This is a genomic window from Streptomyces sp. NPDC005722 (assembly GCF_040630935.1).
Lineage (GTDB): Bacteria > Actinomycetota > Actinomycetes > Streptomycetales > Streptomycetaceae > Actinacidiphila.
Window position 1 is genome coordinate 144171 of the sequence record NZ_JBEXYN010000019.1, and the last position, 20539, is coordinate 164709.

A 20539-nucleotide genomic window follows, 5' to 3' on the forward strand; every position below is an offset into this window, starting at 1 on the left:
CGGTGGACGGCGCCGCGTCAGGGGGCCGAGGGCAGCAACCCGCGGGCCGTGGCCAGACTCCAGGCCGCCAGGGTGTAGCCGTCGTGGATCTGCCCCTTGGCGAGCGCGGCGCGCATCTCGGCGGGGGTGAGGGCCCGGAAGGCGTCGATCCCCTCCTCGAGCGCGTCGGGGCCGGGGGTCTCCGGGAACGAGGACGAGGCGAGGCGGGCGAGGTACAACTGGTCGCGGCCGCTCTGCATGCCGGTGTCGGAGCTGAGCTCGCCGAGATGGATCATCTCGGTCACCTTCCCCCCGAGTTCCTCGAGCAGTTCGCGGCGTGCCGTGGTGGCGGACTCCTCGCCCGGCGCGCCGAAACCGCGGGGGATCTCCCAGTGCCAGTCCCGGTCGGCGTGCCGGAAGTGGTGCAGCAGGACGATCCTGCCGTCCTCCAGGACCGGCAGGACCGCGGCACCCCCGTCCACGCCCTCGGCGACGAAGCGGATGTAGGTGTTGACGCGCCCGGAGCGGAAACGCACGGCGTCGCGGATCATGCACACATAGGGGTCGCGGAAGACGACGCCGATGTCCGCGCAGTCCGCGGGGAAGCCGAACGCGGTGGCCACCTTCTCCACTTCCCGCGTCACATGGTCCTGTTCGGCGCGCTCCAGCAGGATCTCGTACGCGGTTCCCGGGGGGTTCACGAAGAGCTCCGGCCGCCGCTCCCGCAAGGCGTCGTACGCCCTCAGCCGTGCCTCCCTGCGCTCGCGCACCGGGTCGTCCGCGTGGTCCGCGTGGTCCGCCTGCGTCATGTGTCCCCTCGTCTCTTCCGGTTGGTGCCGATCTCGGACCCGGGCCGCGCCGCCGGCGAGGCCCGCGGTGGCTACAGGTACAGGGCCAGCGGGGTGTGCTGGATGCGGCCGGCCAGGTTCGGATAGTCGTCCAGCACGTCGACGTAGTGCTCGTGGAGGGCCCGGACGACGTCGAAGGGCGCACTGTCGGCGTCGCCCAGGGCACGTCTGCTCTTGCGCAGCAGAGCGCGTACGGTCTCCACCATCGCGATGTCCAGGACGTACCACAGGGGCAGGCACACGGCTCCGGCGCCGCTGATGATCAGCGAACGCATGAATCCCAGGACGTCGCCCCCGTCCGAGCGCATGCCCTGCCCCGCCACGCACGCTCCGAGCACGGACAGCTTGTTGCGCGGCAGGTTCACGCGCAGGGCGAGGTCGAACTGGGTCAGCACGTCCTGGTCGCCGAGGTGGAGCAGCGGGCCGGAGGCCTCCGGGCCGTCCAGGTAGGTGCCGTGCCCGGCGTACACGAAGAACTCCGGTTCCACCGCGGCGAGGGCGCCGAGCCCGTCCCAGTCGGCGCCGTGTGCGGGCCCGCCGTACTCCAGGCCCTCCGGCGGGTGCCCGGCCACCACGACGTGGTCGCGGTCCCAGCCCGTGCCGACCAGTTCACGTCCCGAGGCGTCGGAGTCGGTGGACAGCAGGGCCGCCAGGTCGTCGTCCCGTTCCACGAGCTGGCGCTTGAGCAGGTGGCGCCCCTGCGTGACGAAGGCGGCGACGCTGACGGAGTGGGAGAGCGGGACCCGCGCGGCGAGCGGCCGGGTGTCGCCGGGCCCCACCGCGACGTGCAGCGGTACGGCGAAGACGTGGTCGGTGGGGATCAGGGTGAGATGGGTCGTGGTGCCGCCGTCCTCGACGCGGTCCCACACGGGTGCGACGAGCAGGTCCCAGACACGGCGGCAGGTCGCCTCGGAGGGCCACGGCGCCTCGGGGTCGGAGACGTCGGCCCACACCAGCTCGGCCAGGCCCGCCACGCTCTCGTACGGGATGCCGGGCACCGTCGTCAGGCGCCCGTCCCGGCAGACCATGATGCCGAGGGAGTCGGACACCGCTCCGCCGCCGCCCGTCACGCCGTCGGGCGCCGCGTAGCGGAAGTAGCGGACCACGCACGAGCCCGGATGGTTGAGGGTGTACTGGACGAGGCGGTGCGCGATGTCCTCGTCGTGCGGGACGGACGCCAACGGGGCTTCCAGGAAACGCTCTTCGTACTCGCGCTCACGCTCGGCCAGCACCTCCCGGAGGGCCCGCGCCAGCTCCGGTGAGGCGGAGCGCAGACCGGCGCGCACCGCGGGCGCGGCTCCGCCGCCCTCGGCCGAGGGGGCTCCGGCGATGTGGCGCGCGGGCGGTCCGAGGGCGGAGGGGTGGGAGGAGCCGAGCAGGTCCAGCAGCTCACGGCCGGCGGACTCCTCGACCAGGGAGAGGATCCGTTCCTGGTCCGCCCGGCGGTCGTGCCCGCGGACGACGGCCTCCGCGGTGGCGTGCAGGAACGCCGGCCGCATGTGACGGTTGTACGTCCGCTTGTACGCGGGCAGGGCGATGGCCGACCGGACCGAACGCGCCAGCCCCAGCCGCCGCGTGAGGACGTCCTCGGGACGGCGGTCGGGCGGCAGGCCTTCGGCGGTCCGCTGGTACCCGCGGACGGTGTAGGCGTAGAAGTCGACGTCCAGCCCGGCGTGGTGCCCGTCCGCGGAGTCGTCCTGCTCGATCTCGTCCAGCAACTGCCGCAACTGCGCCAGGCCCTGGCTGCCGCCGCTGCGGAGCGCGAGATTCTGCCGGGCGATGGCCCTCCAGCGTTGCAACGGGAGGGTCAGCAGCTCCTCGAAGTGCTGCCGGGCGTTCTCCGGGTCGCACAGGGCCTGATTGGTGCGTGACTGGGCCACCCGGTAGACGTCGGCGAGGCGCTCGGAGATCGCCAGGGAGCGCGAGGTGACCTCCAGCGACCGTGCGGGCTGCCCGGCCTCCCGGAGCGCGATGGCGAGGTTGTGGAGCGCGTTGGAGTAGCCGCGGAGGAACTCCCGGTGGCGGGCGGGAGCGCCCGGCGTCGGAGGAGCGACGAGGTCGACACCGTGAAGGTGCGCCAGCTCCTCGATCTCCCCGAGGAGCACCTCGAGTTCCCCGGCGAACCCGGCCGTGGCGGAGCCTGTGCGGCCGTCCCGGTTCGCCTGCCCCTGCTCCTCGAACCGCGCCCGTTCGCGGTTGCTGCGCAGATCCGGCACGGCCCACCAGAGCCCGGCCTGCTCCGCGACGTCCAGCGCGGTGCCGAAGGAGATCCGGGCCGAGGTGAAGCTGCCCAGCCGGTACCGGATCCGGCCCTCCCCGTCGAACCACCGGGCGAGCGCGTAGGCGGCGAAGGGGTCGCCGGCCGGCAGCGCGCCGCGGAGGTGGAGGTCGTGCAGCAGCCGCGCGTCGTCGCGCGAGGCCTTGATCAGCTGCAGGCCGGTGAACAGCCGGTACGCCACGTCCGCGTGGACGATCTCGCACCAGTGGGCGCCCACCCGGCGCGCCGTCGCCCGGACGTCGTCGGGCCGGCCCTGATCGGGCCCGGCGGCCAGCCGCAGGAGGCGCAGGGCGTCGTCCTGCCGCATGGGGACGTCGAAGTCCACGTCGAAGCGCAGGATGACGTCCTCGACGTCGAGCTGTCCGATCAGCTCGAGGACGGCCGAGACGGGATCGTGCGGCGGTGGGCTCGTCGACTGGGACATGGTCTGTTCGGCTCCCGCTTCTGTGAGGACGGGCGGTGGTCGGCAGTCGGGGGCAAGGACGAGCCGGGGGAGTCAGCGGCGGCGGGCCGCCCGGTGGACCGCCGCGGTGACGGCCAGTCCCACGGCCGCGCACGCGCACAGCGTCACCACGGGCGGCAGCAGGGTGTGACCGAGCCGGAGGCGCCACACCGTCAGCGCCAGCCAGCACACCGAGGACCCGAGCAGGCCCGCGGCCGCCGAGTCGATCCAGCGGTAGGAGAGGGAGACCGCCGACACCGCGGCCTGCCTGAGTACGGCAAGCGGCAGCAGCAGCGCGACGGCCGCGAGGACGAGGATCGCCGGCAACTGGGCCGGTTTCGGGAGCGGAAGGTCGTAGTCGAGGGTCTGCACCACGGTCAGCGCGGTCAGCAGGGACCCCAGGGTCGACGTCTGCACCAGGCTCAACCGGTTCCGGTACTCGTTCAGCGCCCGGTCGGTGACGGCGGTGGCGGCGGCGCGCGCCGACTCGGCGCGTTCGCGGGCGGTCGACATGTACTCCACGTCGTCCTGGATCTCGGCGATCAGGGCCTCGGCGGCCGCCACGTCGCGCTCCGGCCAGGAGGTGCCGGCACCGACGCGCCGTGACGGGGGCGTGAACCGGCGCATGTTCGTGACCGCGAGGCCCACCGTGCGGGCCAGGTCCCGATGTTTGGTGAGGGACCAGAGCGTTCCCTGCGGCCCGAGCCGTGTCCGGTCCAGTTGGGCGGCCGCGGCCAGGACGTCCTTGAGGCTCACCGGATCGCCGGACGCGCTGGGCTGCAGCGCCCGCAGCAGGGCCTCGCTCTCCCGGTCGCTCGCTGCCAGGCGCTCGTGGAGGGATCTCCTGTTGGCGCGTTGGTAGACGCGGGCCTCGAAACCGGCCTTGGCGGCATGCATCAGGTACCGGGTCAGCGGCCGCATGCCGTACTCACCCGACACCGCCCAGGCCCACTCGTCCAGCGCCTCCTCGGCCCGCGCCGGAGCCAGCACGCAGAAGTCGCCCACCACCTGCGCCGGGTCGCCCCGGCCGGTGCGCCAGACGGAGAACCCGTGCTCGGTGACGTCGTGCCCGCGCCACCAGCTCTGCTCTCCGTCGCCGGACGCCGGTGCGTGCTGTCGGACCACTTGGGCCATGGACCGTTCCGAGCGGGATCTGCCTTCCCGGTACAGCGCGGTGAAGACGTGGAACTCGCCCAGGATCTGCTCCGGCGGGGGATCGGTGGCTCCTGCCCGGGCCACGGCCGCCGACCACTGGTTCAGCAGGGTGTTCCACTGTTCGGGGCCGGCGTCGGGGTCGTTCGGCGCCAGCAGGGCGACCAGTCCCACCACGTCGTGCTCGGCGAACAGCAACGCGGCGTGGACGCCGGGACCGTCCGTCCGCGTCCGCGCCCCGGCCAGGACGGTGTACGCCGCAACAGTGGCCGCACGACCGTCCAGCCTGAGACGCTCGTCCGTGGGCAGGCCGTCGATCGGGGCCGTCATGCCGAGCAGCCGGCAGGCGTCCCAGAGGCGCCGCAGGTACGCATGGGGAGAGGCCCCGCCCCACTCCGGCGCGGCCGGCGCGAAGCAGGTGATGATCAGCGACGGTTTGGCGAACCGGTGCACCAGGCGTCACCCCTTCCAGGAGGACGAAGGACGCTCAGTCGTCCGAGGGCGGCGTGCACCCCGCGTCGCCCTGTCCGTCCGTTCCGTCCAGGCGGAGGCAGAGTTCGCCGACCAGGGTGTTGCGTTGCTCGCGCAGCTCCGGCGAGATGGGGGTCTTCCGGGCGCCTGGCAGGGCCTTGGCGCGATGGCTGGACTGCAGCCCCTGCAGTTCGTCGAGGGCCTTGGCGACCGCCTCGTCGGATTCCGCGGCCTTCCCGGCCGTCAGGGCCGCGCTCAGATCCCGCAGCACCTCGTCCACCTTGAGCCATTTCTCGGCCGACAGGAACCAGTCGTCCAGAGCCCGAAGCCGTCGGGCGGCACGCCGCGTCGCGTCAGCATCCACCGGTAGCCCCCCGTTGCTGCTTCCCCGCATCCCTGACGGGAAGGGGAGCCCAGAATAGCGCCGCATCACCGGGCGCGCGGCCTGAATTCCCGTGTATGCAGGGGCTGTTCCCCGGATGTGGAAGCGAACGGGACCGCGGACGCGGCAGTGGTGTCAGGAGCATCGCGGGCGCGACGAAGTGGTGCCGCTCGACAAGCCGTCCAGGGCGGGAAAGGGGTCCGCCGATGCGGCGTAGCGACACGTACGGGCTGCTAAAGTGCCGGTATGAGCAGCCAGAGGCAGATCAACGTGAGGGTGGACGCGGAGACGGCCGCCGGCATCGAGGCGCGGGCCAAGGCCGCCGGAATGAGCGTGTCCGACTACGCCCGCCAGGTCCTGGCGGACGAGGCCAACGACCTCCGGCACCGGTTCCTGGGCGCGGGCGCGCACTTCGCGGACACCTGGGGCGACACCTTCGCGGAGGCGTTCGGTCACCCGAAGGCCGGTGAGGGTGCCGGGGCCGCGGCGTGATCGTCCACATCGACCGGGCGTGGCTGCTGGACCTCGCGCACCGGCACATGCCCGGAGACCCCGACATCACCGACTTCGGTTCCATGGCGGCCGCCGTGGGCAGGCACGCCGACAAGGTGATGGACACCCCCGTCTACACGGAGGCGCACCACCGCGCCGCCGCCCTCATGCACCAGCTGATCCGGGTGCCGGCGCTGGAGCACGCCAACGAGCTGTTCGCCGCGGTCGTCGCGGCGGCGTACCTGACGGCGAGCGGGGCGATCGTGACCGTGGGCGCGAAGGAGGCGGCGGAGCTGGCGGCGCGGATCGACCGGGACGCCCTGGACGTCAGGGCGGTCGCCGAGGTCGTCCGCGGATGGGTGGCGACCTAGGCGGTCCTCTCCGGCGGACGTGACGGACCCCGGCCCCGCGAGGGCCGGGGTCCTCCTGCTTCCTTCCCCTGCGCACCGAGCCCGGGGCATCGGCTGCCGCCGCGGTGCGCTCGGCGCAGGTGGTCAGGCGGGGGCCGCGGCGAGCGCGCCGATCCGGTCGGCCGCGGCCACGTCGCCGCCGTCGGCGCGGAGCCGCGCGCCGAGCCGGGCGGCGGCCTGCCGGTGGGGGCCGGAGCCGAGCAGTTCGGTGACGGCCTCGCGGATCCGCTCGGGAGCCGCGTCGCGCCGGAGGACCCTGGCGGCGCCATGTCCCTGGACCGCCTTCGCGATCATCGGCTGGTCGAGCATGGGGTGCATCGGCATGACCACCAGCGGCAGGTCGTGGGCGAGCGCCTGCATCGTGGTGCCGTGCCCGCCGTGACCGACGACCAGCGAGACCCCGGGCATCACCAGGGCGTGCGGGACGAAACGGTGGACCTCGGCGTTGTCCGGCGGGCGCAGCGTCGCGGGCTCGACGGCGTGGCCGGTCGCCACCACGGCGTGGACGGGCAGGCCGGCGACGGCGTCGAGGATCGCCTGGAGGGCGCGGGCCTGGGCGGGGTAGTGGATGGTGCTCAGGCTCACCAGGATGCGCTGCCCCTCGGAGGTCGCCGCGGGCACCGCCCGCCCCGCGAGCACCGGCCCCGTGTGGTGGACGTTGCGCGGCCTGGGCCGCCGCGCCGCCGGGTCGAGTTCCTCCAGGGCGGTGACCAGCACCGCCTCGGCGGACGACCACAGCCGCTTCGGGCGGTACCCCCGGGCGGCGGCCATCAGGCCCACCGGGCCGCGGCACCAGTTCCTGACCAGGTACTCGTAGAAGGTGTGGGCCAGCACGACGTGGCGCAGGCCCGTCTGCTGGGCGGCGCGCAGTGCGGGCAGGCTCATGCAGTCGATCACCGCGAGGTCGACCGGCTCGCGTGCCACGCTCGCCACCAGGTCGCGGGCGGGTCCGGCGTCGGTGAACATGCCGATGAAGGTCGCCGGGCTGTTGTCGACCGCCGTGGCCGACCAGGGCCGCGCCGAGGCGTAGGGCTCGAAGCGGAACCCGGCCGCCTCGATGGCCTTCCGCTGCCTGGGATGGCCCAGGAACCGGACGGTGTCACCGCGCCGGGTCAGTTCTGCGGCGATGCCGAGGGCCGGCGGCAGGTTGCCCCCGCCGTCCCAGGTGACGAAAAGGATCCGGGCCATCTCAACGTTCCTCCCCTGCGGTCCTCCCCAGGACCGCTCCGACCAGATGCTCGACCCGCCGCTGTGCCACGTCGCGGCGCAGTCCGCGGTCCCGGCACAGCAACTTCCATGTGTAGACGTCGGTGGCGACGACCAGCAGGTCGGTCGCCGTCTCGCGTGCGGAGGCCGTGAGCCCGGACAGTTGCGGTCCGAAGACCTCCTCCACCCAGACGCGGTGCATCCGGCGGCCCTCGTCGGTCACCGACCGCGCCCGCGGGTCGCCGAGTTCCTCGGCGAGCAACCGCAGCACCATCTCGCCGCGCCGCTCGTAGTGGTCGAAGAGCACCGCGACCGCCGTCGGCACGTCGCCGACCGGCGTGACGCGCTCGTCGCGCACCTCGTCGCGGACGTACGCGGCGACCGCGTCGAAGAGCCCGTCCCGGCTGCCGAAGTGCCGCAGCACGGTCCGGACGCTCACGCCCGCGCGCGCCGCCACGTCGGAGAGCACGATCTCCAGCGACTTGGTCTCGTTCGACAGGTCGAAGGCCGACCGCATGATCCGCAGTCGCGTCTGCGCCGTGGTCTGCGCCCGGGCCTTCATCTCATAGGTCCGTTTGTCGTCCATGCGGCTACCAGTGGACCACCGACCCCATTTGGTGTCAACGAACGTGACACCAAATCGAGGTTGCGGAGCGGTACCGGGACGCCTCGGTGCCCCCTCACGCCGCCGCGAACTGCCCGTACGGTGCGGGCCCGTGACGGTGCCCGGATGCCCGGGAGGATCGCGTGGCGTGGGCGGCGGCCCGATACATTGGGGTGTCCGTCGGTGGGGCCGGCCGGATGCGGGATCCGGCGAGGTTGGGGGAGTCTGGTCATGGGGGAGGAGGAACCCGGGTTCACCGAGCGCTGGCTGGAGACCGGCTCCGGGCCCGGTGCCGTGGTTCGGGCGCGTGTGAGCCGGGCGAACCAGGCGGCCCAGACGGCGTACCGGGCCTGGCTCGACCACGCGACCTCGTGCTCCACCTGCCAGGACGGCGCCGCCCGCCGGTGCACCGTCGTACAACCTCTCTGGAACGCCTACCAGGCGGCCCAGCAGGCGGCCTTGTGACTCCGACGTGGCACCGATGACGCACCGATGACGCCCCATGAGCTTCGGCGGAAGCCGGTGGTCATGGCGGCCCCGAGGGCTACGATGCCTCCATGTCCGAGCAGTTGTACGCCCGTAGGAGCCGCGGTTGCACGGTCGGGGACCTGGACTCCCGGCTGCGCACGGCGATACTGGCCACGGCCGAGACCGAACTGCTCGGCGACGTCGCGGCGGCCGCGACCGTCTGTGTGGAGACCCGCAGCGTGCCCCGGCGCCGTCCCGGCGTCCTCGCGCGCCTGACCGGGGGCGGCGCCCTGCGCGAGACGCTGACCGCCGCCGTGCTGCTGCCGAGGCACCTGCTGGTCTCGGTGACCGACACGAGCACGGGGACGACCACGGCACGTTCCGGGCGGCTGGCCGACATGACCCTCACCGAAGGCGATCAGCGACTGGCCGTCGACAGCGGGATGTCGGTGTTCACCCGCTGGTCGGACCGGTCCGAGGCCGAGTCCCTGCACGTCGCCCTCGGTGACGACCCCGCCGGTAGCTCGTTCAAGGACGCGCTGCGCGACGCCGTCCGGGCGGCGAAGAGCGGCTGAGCCGCCCCGCGCCGCCCGGACGGCGCGCCCCCGCCGCAGCCGGACCCGTCACGCGGCGGGCGGCGGGCGGGAACTCAGACGCGGTGCTCGGGTGCGACGTACTCGAAGGTCGGGCCGGCCGCCAGGCCGTCGTCGTCCTGCATGGCCATGAGCGCCTGCGCCTGCTGCTTGACCGCGTACATCGTGCCCACCGACATCCCCAGCATCGCCGGGTTGCCGTTGAAGGCCTCCTCGAGCAGGTGGAGCATCGTGCAGTACGTCTGGTTGAACGCCTCCTGCGCGGTGCGGATCGCGCTCCCCTCGGGGTGGTCCTCCAGCCGGGGGTTGGGCCGCAGGGGGCGGACGCCGGCCGGGTCGACCGTCACCGTCTCCCCCGTGGGGCCGGACTCGGGCGTGTCCCCGGGCCGGTACCGCCGGCCGAGCGCCAGTTCCCGGAACCGGTAGTAGTGGGAGACCGCCTTGGTCCCGGGGTGGAACAGGTCCACGTCCCCGTCCCAGACCCCGGCGCGTGCCGCGCCCTCGCCCTGCTCGACGATCTCCTCCAGCGCCGCGAGCGCCGAGTCGAGGCCGGTGACCGGGCTCAGGTGCCCGGCGGTGTGCGCGAACGGGCCGCCGGCGACCTGGCGGGCGGGGTCCCCGGTGAAGACCCGGTCCTCGCCGAGTTCGTCGCACAGCAGCCGCAGGCCCTTGCCGACCGCGTCGTAGAACTGGCCGATCGTCTCGTAGCCGTCGCCCTCGGCGGGGTCCCCCGGGCGCGCCGGCTGTTCCAGGCGGAGGAACATCGCCAGGGCCTCGTCCCCGAAGGGCAGCAGCGACAACTCGATGGACGGGTCGGCGTGGGGCATGGTCCGCGGATGTCCCGGCAGCAGGTGCGGCGCGTCCAGGCGGGGTTGTCCGCCGACGGCGTTGAGGAGGTTCGCCGCGAGGGCGAGGTGGATCATCTCCTCGACGAAGACGCCGCCGATCAACTGCGCGGCGTCCGGGTTCCGTCCGGGGTCGAGGGAGTACAAGGCCGTCAGGTAGGGCGGCAACGTGGCGTGTTCGAGTTCGATGGCCCACTGGAGGTGCTGACGGAGGTCGTCCAGCGTCGTGATGCCCGCCGACGAGGCGACTGCGGAAGGGGTGGACCGGTCCTGGATCATGGATGCGTGTGCTCACTTCGGTGTCTTGGGCGCACGGGAGCCCACCTTCGGCATGGGCGCCGGCGGTCGCGAGGTGCCCGCCGAAGTGCGCTCGCGACGAGGGTGGTTGCTCTCCGTGTGGTCACCTCCCTGACCGGGTCGGCCGCGCGTTTGTGACAACTGCCGTGTCGGCCCGGCGTCACCCTGCGTCGGGGATCCAGGTGCGGGCGAGTCGCGCGACCCACGCGGTGGCGGCGTCGGGGTCCGGCGGGGGCGCGCCGACGACGACGAGTTCCGAGACGCCCGCCGAGGCGAGGGCGGGCAGGTGTTCCGGCGTGCCGTCGCTCAACGCGACCGCGACGGTGAACTGGTCGAAGGCGCGGCCGTGGCGGGCGCACGCGTCGGCGAGGACGGCCGTGCGCGAGGGGACGTCGGCGGCGGGGACGTTGAAGCCGTACCAGCCGTCCGCGTGCGCCGCCGCGCGGCGCAGCGCGGTGTCGCTGTTGCCTCCGACGACGACCGGGAGCCGTGCCCCGCGCAGCGGCTTGGGGTTGACCCGGATCGCGTCGAACCGGGTGAACTCCCCGGTGAAGGTGGCCGGGTCCTCGGCCCACAGGGTGCGCATCGCGGCGAGGTACTCCTCGGCGCGCCGGCCGCGCGCGGCGAAGGGCACGTCGAGCGCGGCGAACTCCTCCGCCGACCAGCCGACCCCCACCCCCAGGGTGAAGCGTCCGGCCGAGAGCACGTCGAGTGTGGCGGCCTGCTTGGCGAGCGCCACCGGGTGGTGCTCCGGCAGCAGGAGCACCCCGGTGGCGAGCTCGATCCGGCTGGTAACAGCGGCGGCGTAGGTGAGGGCGAGCAGCGGGTCGAGCCAGTCCGCGTCCGCGGGCACGGCGATGCGTCCGTCGGGGGAGTACGGGTACCGGGAGGCGGGTGCGTCCACGAGCACCACGTGCTCGCCGCACCAGAGCCTGGCGAAACCGTGCGCCTCCGCCGTCGCGGCCACAGCGGCGACGACCTGCGGACGGGCACCGTCACCGATGCCGAGCGCGTGCAGCCCCACTCGCATCCGCCACCTCCTGGCGTCACCCTAGGCGGGAAGCGCGGACCCGCCCGGGTGACGCGGCAGGCCGCGCGGAGCCCGCCCGGTGCGTCACTCGGACGGTGCAGGCCACCGCGGGCGGCCGGGACGGGCCGCCGCACCGGTTACCCTTGCGGCCTCCACCTCCGACGGGAAGAGCCGATGACCGAGATCCAGACCCCCCGCCTGCTCCTGCGCCGCTGGCAGGACGACGATCTGGTCCCCATGGCCGAGATCAACGGCGACCCGCGGGTCATGCGCTGGGTCGGCGACGGCTCCGTGCGCGACCTGGAACACACGGCGGAGGCCATCGAGCGGTGGGAGGAGGAATGGGACGAGGAGGGCTTCGGGCTGTTCGCCGTCGAGTTGCTCGCCTCGGGGGAACTGGCCGGCTTCACCGGCCTCACGCTGCCCGCGTTCCTGCCCGAGGTGATGCCCGAGGTGTCCGTCTGCTGGCGGCTGGGAGCGCAGTTCTGGGGCCAGGGGTACGCCTCGGAGGCCGCACACGCCGCGATGGAGTTCGCGCTCCAGGACCGCGGCCTGGAACGCCTGGTCGCGGTCGCCCGGATCGGTGACGCCGCCTCGGAGAAGGTGATCCGCAAGCTCGGCATGGTGCCGGAGCACGACACCACGCATCCCACGTACGGCTTCCCGCTGCGCGTCCACACCATCGACCTCACCGAGTACGAGGCCTGAACCGGCGCGACCGCCCCTCGCCGGCGTCGGCGGGGGAGCCACCCTGCATGGCGACGCCCGGCACCACAAGACACGGTCTCTGTGCCTCGTGGGTGATCTGGGGGCTTTGTATGCCCAGGCGGAAGCTGCGACACTGGTCGTGTGTCCGGCGACGAGCGGCGAACAGGCCGGCGCCTGGAGCGAGCCATCCTGGAGCTGCTGGACGATCGCGCTCCGACCGCGTCGATCTGCCCTTCCGACGCGGCGAGGGCGGCGTACGAAGGCGATGACGACGGCTGGCGGGAGCTGATGGAAGCGGCCCGGCGCGCGGCCCGGCGGCTCGTGGCGGCCGGCGAGGTGGAGATCACGCAGGGAGGCCGTCCCGTCGAGCCGGACGAGGCCCGTGGCCCCATCCGCATCCGCCGCCCCCGCTGACGTACGGCGTCGCTTGGCGGACCGCGGAACGGCGGCCTCGAGGGGCGGCGTCAGGTCATCAGGCGGTAAAGAGATCCGACGGCCTGTCACAGGACCGAAGCGCCGCCGGTCACCGTGTGCATGAGTCACTCCCTGGAATCGAAGACCGGCGTCGACGGCCCGGTCACCGTCATCAAGAGCTACAGCGTGCCGTCGGACGAGGCCGACCACTTCGCCGAGGTGTACCAGGAGAACGCCCGGATCATGTCGGCCCAGCCCGGCTTCGTCCGCTCCCGTCTGCACCGCCCCCTGGCCGACGCCCCCGAGACGCGGTTCGTCCACGTCGCCGAGTGGGCCTCGGGCACCGCGCTCGACAAGGCGACCGGCAACCCCGAGTGGCATGCCTCGCTGCAGCGCATGTTCGACGATCCGGGCCTCCACATCACGTCAGAACCCGCGAGCTATCGCGTCGTTGTCGAACTGCACCCCTCCTGACGGCAGCGGCGAAGGGAGGGCCGCCGCTGTCGGCGGCGGCCCGAACCGGCGGGACGTGCCGGCGAGATCGCGTGCCGACCGCGGACCACCCCGCGTCGCGTCGGAGGCCGCCTGGCATCCTGGCCGCATGGATGCCGATGCCCTGACTCCGGTCCACCTCGGCGAGGTGATGGACGGCCTGGCGGTGAATCCCGCCTTGCCGGCTCCCATGATCCGGCGGCTGTTCGCCTGGCGGTGGGGCATGGGCAAGGTGGCGCGGCGTCCGGATCTCACCGAGGGCATGGTCGCCGAGATCGTGGCGACCGACGACGACCGGCTCCTGCACGGTCTGGCGCTGAACGACCGTCTGCCGGACCGGTTCCGCATCCGGCTGGCCGCCCATCGGGACAAGGGGGTGCGGTCCGCGCTCGTCGTCAACGTCGCGACCGCACCGAGGGAGATGCTGGAGCAGCTCATCGACGACCCCGCTCGACAGGTCCGCGAGGACCTGGCCAAGGGCCGCCACACACCGCCCGACCTCCGGGCCCGGCTCGCCGACGACCGCGACCCCGCGGTCCGCGCCGCGCTGGCGAGGCACTGGCCGGGGGCGCCGGAAGCGGTCCGCCGGATCCTGCTGACCGATCCCGAGGCCGAGGTCCGGGCCGCGGCCTGCTCGACCTACTTCGCGGATCATCCCCATCCCGTACCGCCGTCGGATCTGCTGCCGGCGTTGCTCGCGGACCCCGGGACCCGGGCGGGCGCGGTGGTTCACGCGGTTCTCGATCCGGACACCCTCCGGCGGCTCGCCGACGATCCGGACAGCGACGTGCGCGCCGAGCTCGCCCGGCACCCCGACCTGCCGCCTTCGGTCCGCGACGTCCTCGCCGTCGATCCGGCGCTGAACGTCCGGGTGAAGGTCTTCGCCCGGCCCGACACGCCCGAGCACGTGCGGGCGCGGATCCACGCCTCGGTCCACGAGGTGTCGCTTTCGCAGGCCGATCCGGGCCCCGACGCCGACGACGACGCGGTCCTGCGGTGGTTCCAGGACTCCTTCGCGCCGACGGAACTGCGGATCCTGCGGCTGCCATGGGTCACGGCCGACCCGCTGCCGTACGTCGACTCGCCCTACGTCGGCTTCCGCGTCTCGGCGGCCGCCGGCAAGGGCCTTCCCGCCGAAGCGGTGGCCCGGCTGCTCGACGACGAGGAGGAGATCGTCCGCCTCACCATGGCGGCCGCCGCCCCGCACCTGGTCGATCCCGCGACCGCCGAGAGCATCGAGCGCCGCTACCGCAGGCGGGACAAGTTCACGTTCTGGTGGGACGGGGCCGAGGTCCTGGCGTTCCCCCCGGAGGTGCTGCGGCGCTTCGCCACGGACCCCGAGCCCCGGCTCCGCTCCTTCGCGCCCCGCGATCCGGATCTGCCCGCGGAACTCGCCGGGAAGCTGGCCTCCGACACCGAACAGCGCGTCCGCAGCGCGGTCGCGGCCCACCGCAACCTTCCGCTCCCGTCCCTGTTCCGGCTCCTCGCCGACTCCTCGGGGCGCGTCGCGGAGGCCGCCGCTGCCTCGCCGTACCTGCCCGTCGAGCGCATGGAGTGGCTGCTCACCCGGGCGGGCCTGTAGCCGTCACGTCGGAGCCGGGCCGATCCGGGACGACCGGCCGGTGCCTCCCCGTCAGCGTGCCCGGCCCTTGGGGTGCTCCCCGAGGCTGACCGCCCGGTGGATGACCGCCGCCAGGTCGTGGATGTCCTCGGTGAAGGTGTCGACGTGGATCCGGCGTCCGCTGCGCAGGTGGATCCGGCACGTGGAGCCCATGCCCCGGGCTTCGGCGAGCGGCCGGTCGTCGCCGCCGGACGTGCTCACGTGCGCGACGTCCTCCCAGGGGATCACGGTGGCGGTGCCCGCCACCCGGTAGGTGAACCCGCGCTCGTGGATGTCGAAGCACTGTTCCCGGGTCCGGAACGCCTGCACCAGCCGCCAGGTCCCCAGGCCGAACCCGACCAGGCCGAGGCCGAGCAGGAGCCCCGCCAGTCCCGGTGCCCCCTCGGTGGTGCCCACCGACGCGATGGCGATCGGAAGCCCGATGGCCGTGCCCGCGGCCCCGACGAGCAGCCAGATGCCCGCCTGCCGCAGACGCCGTGCGCCGTCGGTACGGTGCTCGCGTACGAACCTCCCCAGTTGCCTGGCCGCTTCCGTACGTCTCATCGGGCCCCCTCCCGGGTCGTGGACACTTCAAACTAGGCTCACCCCTCCGAGCGATCCACCCCTACTGCCGGGTGTTGTCGGGACGGCCGGTTGACAGCCAACGGCACTGTCGCCGCGCTCGGTTGGGGTGGTGCCGGCGCAGCGGACGATTCCCGCTCCCGACATCCCCGGGCAGCCTCATCCGGAACACGGTCTTCGCCGTATCCGGCGGCCTGCCGGGAGCGCGGCAGGCCGGCTCGTGGGCCGGGCCGCCAAGGCACCGGGTCAACCCCCTCCACCACAGGACGCGATGGACCCGTCGGGTTAAACCGTTTCATTGATCTATCGAATCTGCGCGAGCAAGTCTGTCCAACTCGTTGCCAGAGTGGTGGGATGCCCTCCAGAGTGTCATTGAAGCGATTCATTACGCCTCTTGAGGAGCGCCCGTGCGTCAGCACATCGCCGCCGTGGTCGCTGCATCTGTCCTCGTCGTGGTGCCCACCACGACGGCGACGGCAGCGAGTCCACCCGCCGCCCCAGCCGCCGCTGCAACGAGCGTCAGCCATCTGACGGTCAACGCCCTTGACGAGCCGCTCGGCATCCCGTTGACAGCACCCACACTCGGCTGGCAGCTCGGTTCCGAACGCCGCGGCGTCACGCAACGGGCCTATGAGATACACGTCGCCTCTTCGGCCGGCCGCATCGACAGACCCGACGTCTGGGACAGCGGGAAGGTCACCTCACGCCAGTCGGTCGGCGTCCGCTACGGCGGCCCCGCGCTGCGGCCGCACACCGACTACGTCTGGTCCGTCCGGGTATGGGACGACCGGGGCACCGCCTCCCAGTGGAGCAAGCCCGCCACGTTCGGCACCGCTCTGGGCGGCCAGCCGTGGAGCGCCTCGTGGATCGGCGCCGACACACCGGCCCTCGGCGCCCGGTGGAAGGACTACACGGTCGAGTTCACCGCCTCCGGCATCAACGGGGCGCTCGGCGTCTACTTCCGCGGCCAGGACACCGAGAACGCCTACATGTGGCAGATCAGCGAGGCCGACGACGCGCTGCGCCCCCACGTGAAGCGCAACAGCGGCTACTCGGTCCTCAAGGCGACACCGTTCCCCGCCGGGTTCGACTTCGCCGCCGAGCACGACTACGCGATCGCCGTCGACGGCGACACGATCACCACCACCGTCGACGGCAAGCAGCTGGACCGGCGCACCGACACCACGTTCGGCGGCCCCGGCACGATGGGCTTCCGCACCAGCGGCGCGGAGCGCGGACTGGTCCGCGACGTCACGGTCACCAGCGCCGACGGCGCCGTCCTGGCCGACACCGCCTTCCCGGCGGGCGACCGCACCTTCGCGTCCGGCACCGTCACCGCCGAAGGCCTGCGTGTCGACAGCGAGGGCGGCGAGGCCTGGCTGCGCCGCGACGAGGCCGTCCCGCTGCTGCGCAAGGAGTTCGACCTCGGCGGCAAGAAGGTCGCCCGGGCCCGCGTCTACGCCTCCGCACGCGGCGTGTACGAACTGCGCCTCAACGGCGCACGGGTGGGCGACGCCGAACTCGCGCCCGGACTGACGGCGTACGACAAGCGCATCGACTACCAGACCTACGACGTGACCCGGCAGGTCCGCGCCGGCGCCAACGTGCTCGGCGCCGAGGTCGCACCGGGCTGGTACAGCGGCAAGGTCGCCATGTTCGGGACCGACGTCTACGGCAAGGACGACTCGGTGATCGCCGAGATGCTGGTCGAGTTCACCGACGGCACCAGCACCACTGTCCGGACCGACGGCACCTGGACCACCACCTCCGGTCCGACGCGGGAGGCCGACCTCCTCGACGGCGAGTCCTACGACGCCCGGGTGGCGCAGCAGGTCGCCGGCTGGGACAAGCCCGGTTACGACGACGCGGACTGGGCCACGGCGGACGTCCGCGACGAGCCCGTGAACGTGCTCGAACCGCAGACCGCGGTGGACGTACGGGTCACCCAGGAACTCAGGACCGCCAAGCGGATCGACTCGCCGACCCCGGGCACCTTCCTCTACGACCTCGGGCAGAACATGGTCGGCCACGTCCGCCTCACCCTCAAGGGCGAGCCCGGCCGTACGGTGACGATCCGTCACGGTGAGGTCCTCAACCCCGACGGGACGCTCTACACCGCGAACCTGCGCACCGCGAAGGCGACCGACCACTACACCTTCGCCGGCGACCGGCCGGAGACCTTCGAGCCCTCGTTCACCTTCCACGGCTTCCGCTACGTCGAGGTGTCCGGCGTCGACCAGGCCCCCGCGGCCAAGGACCTGGTCGGCGTCGTCGTCGGCACCGACGGCGACCTCACCAGCAGCCTCGACACCGACTCCGACCTGGTCGACCAGTTGCAGAGCAACATCGTCTGGGGCATGCGCGGCAACTTCCTGTCCATCCCCACGGACACCCCGGCGCGCGACGAGCGGATGGGCTGGACCGGCGACATCAACGTCTTCGCCCGCACCGCCGTGTACAACATGGACGCCCAGTCCTTCCTGACCAAGTGGCTGCAGGACCTGCGGGACACCCAGCGGCCCAACGGCTCGCTGCCCGGTGTCGCCCCCGTGGTCCCCGGACGCTTCGACGGCGGCTACGAGTCGGCCGGCTGGATGGACGCCGGCGTGCACGTGCCGTGGACGCTGTGGCAGGCCTACGGCGACACCGACGTCATCCGCGACAACTACGACATGATGAAGGCCTACGTCGACTTCCTCGACGCCGACTCCACCAACCACATCCGCTCCGCCGGCGGCTACCTCGACTGGCTCAACCTCGACGACGCGACCCCGGCCGACGTGCTCGACACCGCGTTCGTCGCCAAGAGCACCCTCGAGTTCGCCCAGATGGCGGCCGCCGTCGGACGGGACGACGACGCGGCCGCGTACCGGCAGCGCCACGAGGCGATCAGGTCGGCCTACCAGGCGGCGTTCATCGGCGCCGACGGCACCGTCAAGGGCGACAGCCAGACCTCGTACATCCTGACGCTCACCAACGACCTCGCCCCCGCCGACCGGCGCGACGCGATCGTCGCCAAGTTCGTCAAGACCCTCGAGCGCCGCGACTACCACCTGTCGACCGGCTTCCTCGGCGTCGACGGACTGCTGCCGGCGCTCACCGAGGCGGGCCGCACCGACATCGCCTACCGGCTGCTGCAGCACACGGACTACCCGTCCTGGGGCTACGAGATCGGCAAGGGCGCGACCACGGTCTGGGAGCGGTGGAACTCCATCAACCCCGACGGCACCTTCAACGACGTCGGCATGAACTCGTTCAACCACTACGCGTACGGCGCGGTCGGCGAGTGGATGTACCGCACTATGGCGGGCGTCTCGGCGGCGGAACCGGGCTACCGCAAGGTGCTCATCGCCCCCGAGCCCGGTGAGGGCGTCGACCACGTCGACTTCAGCCACGACACGCCGTACGGCACCGTGCGCAGCGCGTGGGACACGACGGGCGGGGCGATGAAGCTCGACGTCACCGTGCCGGCGAACACCACCGCCGAGGTGCGCATCCCGGCGGCGAACCGCTGGGCGGTCACCGAGGGCGGCAGGCCGATCGGCGACGTCGACGACGTGGCCTACGTCGAGCAGGCCGGCGGGGACGTGGTGCTGGAGGTCGGCTCGGGGCACTACGCGTTCGCGGTCGACCCGGTGCTCGGGGACCTGGGGGCGGCCCGGGCCCAGGCGGGGTCGTTCGCCGACGACGTCGACGCGCTGCAGGTGCGCGGTCTCGGCAAGATCGCCAAGGGGCACCTGCAGCTTCGCACCGTCCTGACGCGGAAGGAGCTCGACGCCGCGTGGCGCCTGCAGGCCCAGGGCGCGGACGAGCGGCTGACCGCCGCCGCGGTGCACCGTGCGCTCGCCGGCGTGGCCGACCTCGACCGGTGGACGCGGACGTACGCCGAGCAGGGCGCGATCGACAAGGCGGCGGCCACGAAGCTGCGTGACTCACTGGCCGGCATCGAGAAGGTCCTTTCGCGGGCGTCGTCGCGCCTGGTCGGCGCGGTGGCCGCGCTGGACGTGCCGGCCGGCGAGATCCTCCCGGGCGACGTCGTCCGCGTGAACGTGGCCGTGAAGAACACCGGCAAGCAGCCGCTGACCGGCGTCGATTCGACACTGCGGGCACCCAGCGGCTGGACGGTGAAGCCCGTGGGCCGGCACGCGACCACGACGGGCGCGGGCAGCACGCTCGAGCACGCCTACGACGTCACCGTCGCGAAGGACGCGCCGGCGTCCGTGGCCGACCTCACCGGCTCGGTGAGTTACCAGTACGCGGGAGGAACGGCGACGCTACCGGTGTCGGCGGGCCTGGTGATCGCCCCCGGCGTCGCCATCGGCCGGGTGTCCACCACGCCCGACCCGGCCGCCCCGGGCGAGCGGACCACCGTCCGCACCGTGCTGACCAACCGCACCGACGTCGCGCAGTCCGGCAAGCTCACGCTCGGCCTCCCGGACGGCTGGCCGACGCCGGACCCGGTCGGCTACCAGCTGGCCTCGGGGCAGGAGACGACGGTCGACACCGCGGTGACGGTGCCCCTCACCGTAGTCGAGGGCCCGGCCGCGGTCACCGCGGCGACCGGCTCGACGGCGGCGGAGCAGGCCACCGGCACGATCACGGTCTCCCTGCCCACCCCGCCCGCGCAGTCGGGCGACCACGTCGACCTCGGTGACGGGACGTCGGAGTCCGCCCACCGGCTCACGGCGTCGGAGCACTCGGGGACGAACACCGAGGCCGGGCTGACCCGGCGGTACACCCACTCCTCCTACCCGGGCGGCTGGTTCGAGTTCGACGCCGCCGTACCCACCACCGGCCGCTTCGTGGTCCGCGTCGTCGAGACCTTCGACGGCCCCCGGCGCAAGACCTACGACGTCCAGGCCGACGGCAAGGTGGTGCACAGCGTCGACCTGAGGCGGACCGAGGGCGGCCAGGGCACGATCACCCACCAGTTCGTGGTCGATCCCTCCGCCGACACGGCCGACGGCACCGTACGGCTCCGCTTCCAGGACACCGGCGCCGACTACGACCCCTCGATCGCCGACGTGTGGGTGATGCCGGCCGACTGACACCGCCCGTGAACGTGGTGTGCCCGGGTTCCCCGCGGTCGGGGGACCCGGGCACACGGCTCGCGGCACGGGTCTGGCGCCAGGAGGTGTGGCGCCGCCGCCTGAACCGGTCGCCGGTGCCGGGCCCGGGGCATCCCGGCGCGGACGCCGTCCAGGAAGCGTACGGCCTCACGGACGTGCCGGACCCAGAAGTCGGGC

General features: G+C 73.0%; 18 protein-coding genes. 9 read left to right on the plus strand and 9 right to left on the minus strand.

The window, feature by feature from the left end; genetic code table 11:
• Positions 1-17 precede the first annotated feature (17 nt).
• The 4 genes from ABZ479_RS22380 to ABZ479_RS22395 all read right to left on the minus strand — a co-directional run bounded on the left by ABZ479_RS22380 (position 18) and on the right by ABZ479_RS22395 (position 5534).
• The gene (locus tag ABZ479_RS22380; protein ID WP_500463225.1) at positions 18-788 is read right to left on the minus strand and encodes an NUDIX hydrolase; all 771 of its coding nucleotides are present in this window, start codon (positions 786-788) and stop codon (positions 18-20) included.
• 71 nt (positions 789-859) lie between these two features.
• The gene (locus tag ABZ479_RS22385; RefSeq protein ID WP_500463226.1) at positions 860-3529 is read right to left on the minus strand and encodes a CHAT domain-containing protein; all 2670 of its coding nucleotides are present in this window, start codon (positions 3527-3529) and stop codon (positions 860-862) included.
• Between the two features lie 72 nt (positions 3530-3601).
• Entirely contained in the window at positions 3602-5152 is a 1551-nt protein-coding gene (locus ABZ479_RS22390) for a CATRA conflict system CASPASE/TPR repeat-associated protein (protein ID WP_500463227.1), read from the minus strand.
• Positions 5153-5186: 34 nt separating this feature from the next.
• Positions 5187-5534, minus strand: a complete 348-nt coding sequence (locus tag ABZ479_RS22395; protein WP_500463228.1) for a CATRA system-associated protein — start codon at positions 5532-5534, stop codon at positions 5187-5189.
• Positions 5535-5798: 264 nt separating this feature from the next.
• Here ABZ479_RS22395 and ABZ479_RS22400 point away from each other — a divergent pair, with 264 nt between their 5' ends.
• Positions 5799-6044 carry a plasmid mobilization protein gene (locus ABZ479_RS22400; protein WP_500463229.1) on the plus strand — a complete coding sequence of 82 codons (246 nt, stop codon included), beginning with the start codon at positions 5799-5801 and terminating at the stop codon, positions 6042-6044.
• Complete coding sequence (locus ABZ479_RS22405) at positions 6041-6415, plus strand: fic family toxin-antitoxin system, toxin component (protein WP_500463230.1); 375 nt, start codon at positions 6041-6043, stop codon at positions 6413-6415. Before ABZ479_RS22400 ends, ABZ479_RS22405 begins: the two co-directional genes overlap by 4 nt.
• A gap of 123 nt (positions 6416-6538) precedes the next feature.
• On the opposite strand, the gene ABZ479_RS22410 is transcribed toward ABZ479_RS22405, so the two are convergent.
• Both ABZ479_RS22410 and ABZ479_RS22415 read right to left on the minus strand, forming a co-directional pair.
• Positions 6539-7642 carry a glycosyltransferase gene (locus ABZ479_RS22410; protein WP_500463231.1) on the minus strand — a complete coding sequence of 368 codons (1104 nt, stop codon included), beginning with the start codon at positions 7640-7642 and terminating at the stop codon, positions 6539-6541.
• A gap of 1 nt (position 7643) precedes the next feature.
• Positions 7644-8246 carry a TetR/AcrR family transcriptional regulator gene (locus ABZ479_RS22415; RefSeq protein ID WP_500463232.1) on the minus strand — a complete coding sequence of 201 codons (603 nt, stop codon included), beginning with the start codon at positions 8244-8246 and terminating at the stop codon, positions 7644-7646.
• Between the two features lie 249 nt (positions 8247-8495).
• Between ABZ479_RS22415 and ABZ479_RS22420 the strand changes: the two genes are divergently transcribed.
• Together ABZ479_RS22420 and ABZ479_RS22425 are read left to right on the plus strand one after the other, a co-directional pair.
• Positions 8496-8729: a hypothetical protein gene (locus ABZ479_RS22420; protein WP_499601262.1), complete on the plus strand. Its 234-nt coding sequence runs from the start codon at positions 8496-8498 to the stop codon at positions 8727-8729.
• A gap of 92 nt (positions 8730-8821) precedes the next feature.
• Positions 8822-9307: a hypothetical protein gene (locus ABZ479_RS22425; protein WP_500463233.1), complete on the plus strand. Its 486-nt coding sequence runs from the start codon at positions 8822-8824 to the stop codon at positions 9305-9307.
• A 74-nt stretch (positions 9308-9381) separates the two neighbouring features.
• Here the strand turns inward: ABZ479_RS22425 and ABZ479_RS22430 are convergent, their stop codons facing one another.
• Both ABZ479_RS22430 and ABZ479_RS22435 read right to left on the minus strand, forming a co-directional pair.
• Positions 9382-10449: a ferritin-like domain-containing protein gene (locus ABZ479_RS22430; RefSeq protein ID WP_500463234.1), complete on the minus strand. Its 1068-nt coding sequence runs from the start codon at positions 10447-10449 to the stop codon at positions 9382-9384.
• A gap of 178 nt (positions 10450-10627) precedes the next feature.
• On the minus strand, positions 10628-11497 hold the full coding sequence (locus ABZ479_RS22435) for an LLM class F420-dependent oxidoreductase (RefSeq protein ID WP_500463235.1): 870 nt from the start codon (positions 11495-11497) through the stop codon (positions 10628-10630).
• Between the two features lie 174 nt (positions 11498-11671).
• Between ABZ479_RS22435 and ABZ479_RS22440 the strand changes: the two genes are divergently transcribed.
• From ABZ479_RS22440 to ABZ479_RS22455, 4 genes are all read left to right on the plus strand, one after another.
• A complete protein-coding gene (locus ABZ479_RS22440; RefSeq protein WP_500463236.1) occupies positions 11672-12205 on the plus strand; it encodes a GNAT family N-acetyltransferase in 534 nt (177 codons plus the stop codon).
• Between the two features lie 141 nt (positions 12206-12346).
• On the plus strand, positions 12347-12619 hold the full coding sequence (locus tag ABZ479_RS22445) for a DUF3253 domain-containing protein (protein ID WP_499601268.1): 273 nt from the start codon (positions 12347-12349) through the stop codon (positions 12617-12619).
• Between the two features lie 120 nt (positions 12620-12739).
• Positions 12740-13093: an antibiotic biosynthesis monooxygenase family protein gene (locus ABZ479_RS22450; protein ID WP_500463237.1), complete on the plus strand. Its 354-nt coding sequence runs from the start codon at positions 12740-12742 to the stop codon at positions 13091-13093.
• A gap of 127 nt (positions 13094-13220) precedes the next feature.
• A complete protein-coding gene (locus ABZ479_RS22455; RefSeq protein ID WP_500463238.1) occupies positions 13221-14693 on the plus strand; it encodes a hypothetical protein in 1473 nt (490 codons plus the stop codon).
• A 51-nt stretch (positions 14694-14744) separates the two neighbouring features.
• On the opposite strand, the gene ABZ479_RS22460 is transcribed toward ABZ479_RS22455, so the two are convergent.
• Positions 14745-15275: a hypothetical protein gene (locus ABZ479_RS22460; protein ID WP_500463239.1), complete on the minus strand. Its 531-nt coding sequence runs from the start codon at positions 15273-15275 to the stop codon at positions 14745-14747.
• A 425-nt stretch (positions 15276-15700) separates the two neighbouring features.
• Here ABZ479_RS22460 and ABZ479_RS22465 point away from each other — a divergent pair, with 425 nt between their 5' ends.
• Positions 15701-20341 carry a family 78 glycoside hydrolase catalytic domain gene (locus tag ABZ479_RS22465; RefSeq protein WP_500463240.1) on the plus strand — a complete coding sequence of 1547 codons (4641 nt, stop codon included), beginning with the start codon at positions 15701-15703 and terminating at the stop codon, positions 20339-20341.
• Positions 20342-20539: the final 198 nt, after the last annotated feature.

Coding starts and splice junctions, on each gene's coding strand:
- ABZ479_RS22380 (WP_500463225.1), bottom strand. CDS start 788: ATGACGCAGGCGGACCACGCGGACCACGCGGACGACCCGGTGCGCGAG.
- ABZ479_RS22385 (WP_500463226.1), bottom strand. CDS start 3,529: ATGTCCCAGTCGACGAGCCCACCGCCGCACGATCCCGTCTCGGCCGTC.
- ABZ479_RS22400 (WP_500463229.1), top strand. CDS start 5,799: ATGAGCAGCCAGAGGCAGATCAACGTGAGGGTGGACGCGGAGACGGCC.
- ABZ479_RS22410 (WP_500463231.1), bottom strand. CDS start 7,642: ATGGCCCGGATCCTTTTCGTCACCTGGGACGGCGGGGGCAACCTGCCG.
- ABZ479_RS22415 (WP_500463232.1), bottom strand. CDS start 8,246: ATGGACGACAAACGGACCTATGAGATGAAGGCCCGGGCGCAGACCACG.
- ABZ479_RS22420 (WP_499601262.1), top strand. CDS start 8,496: ATGGGGGAGGAGGAACCCGGGTTCACCGAGCGCTGGCTGGAGACCGGC.
- ABZ479_RS22425 (WP_500463233.1), top strand. CDS start 8,822: ATGTCCGAGCAGTTGTACGCCCGTAGGAGCCGCGGTTGCACGGTCGGG.
- ABZ479_RS22430 (WP_500463234.1), bottom strand. CDS start 10,449: ATGATCCAGGACCGGTCCACCCCTTCCGCAGTCGCCTCGTCGGCGGGC.
- ABZ479_RS22435 (WP_500463235.1), bottom strand. CDS start 11,497: ATGCGAGTGGGGCTGCACGCGCTCGGCATCGGTGACGGTGCCCGTCCG.
- ABZ479_RS22440 (WP_500463236.1), top strand. CDS start 11,672: ATGACCGAGATCCAGACCCCCCGCCTGCTCCTGCGCCGCTGGCAGGAC.
- ABZ479_RS22450 (WP_500463237.1), top strand. CDS start 12,740: ATGAGTCACTCCCTGGAATCGAAGACCGGCGTCGACGGCCCGGTCACC.
- ABZ479_RS22455 (WP_500463238.1), top strand. CDS start 13,221: ATGGATGCCGATGCCCTGACTCCGGTCCACCTCGGCGAGGTGATGGAC.
- ABZ479_RS22460 (WP_500463239.1), bottom strand. CDS start 15,275: ATGAGACGTACGGAAGCGGCCAGGCAACTGGGGAGGTTCGTACGCGAG.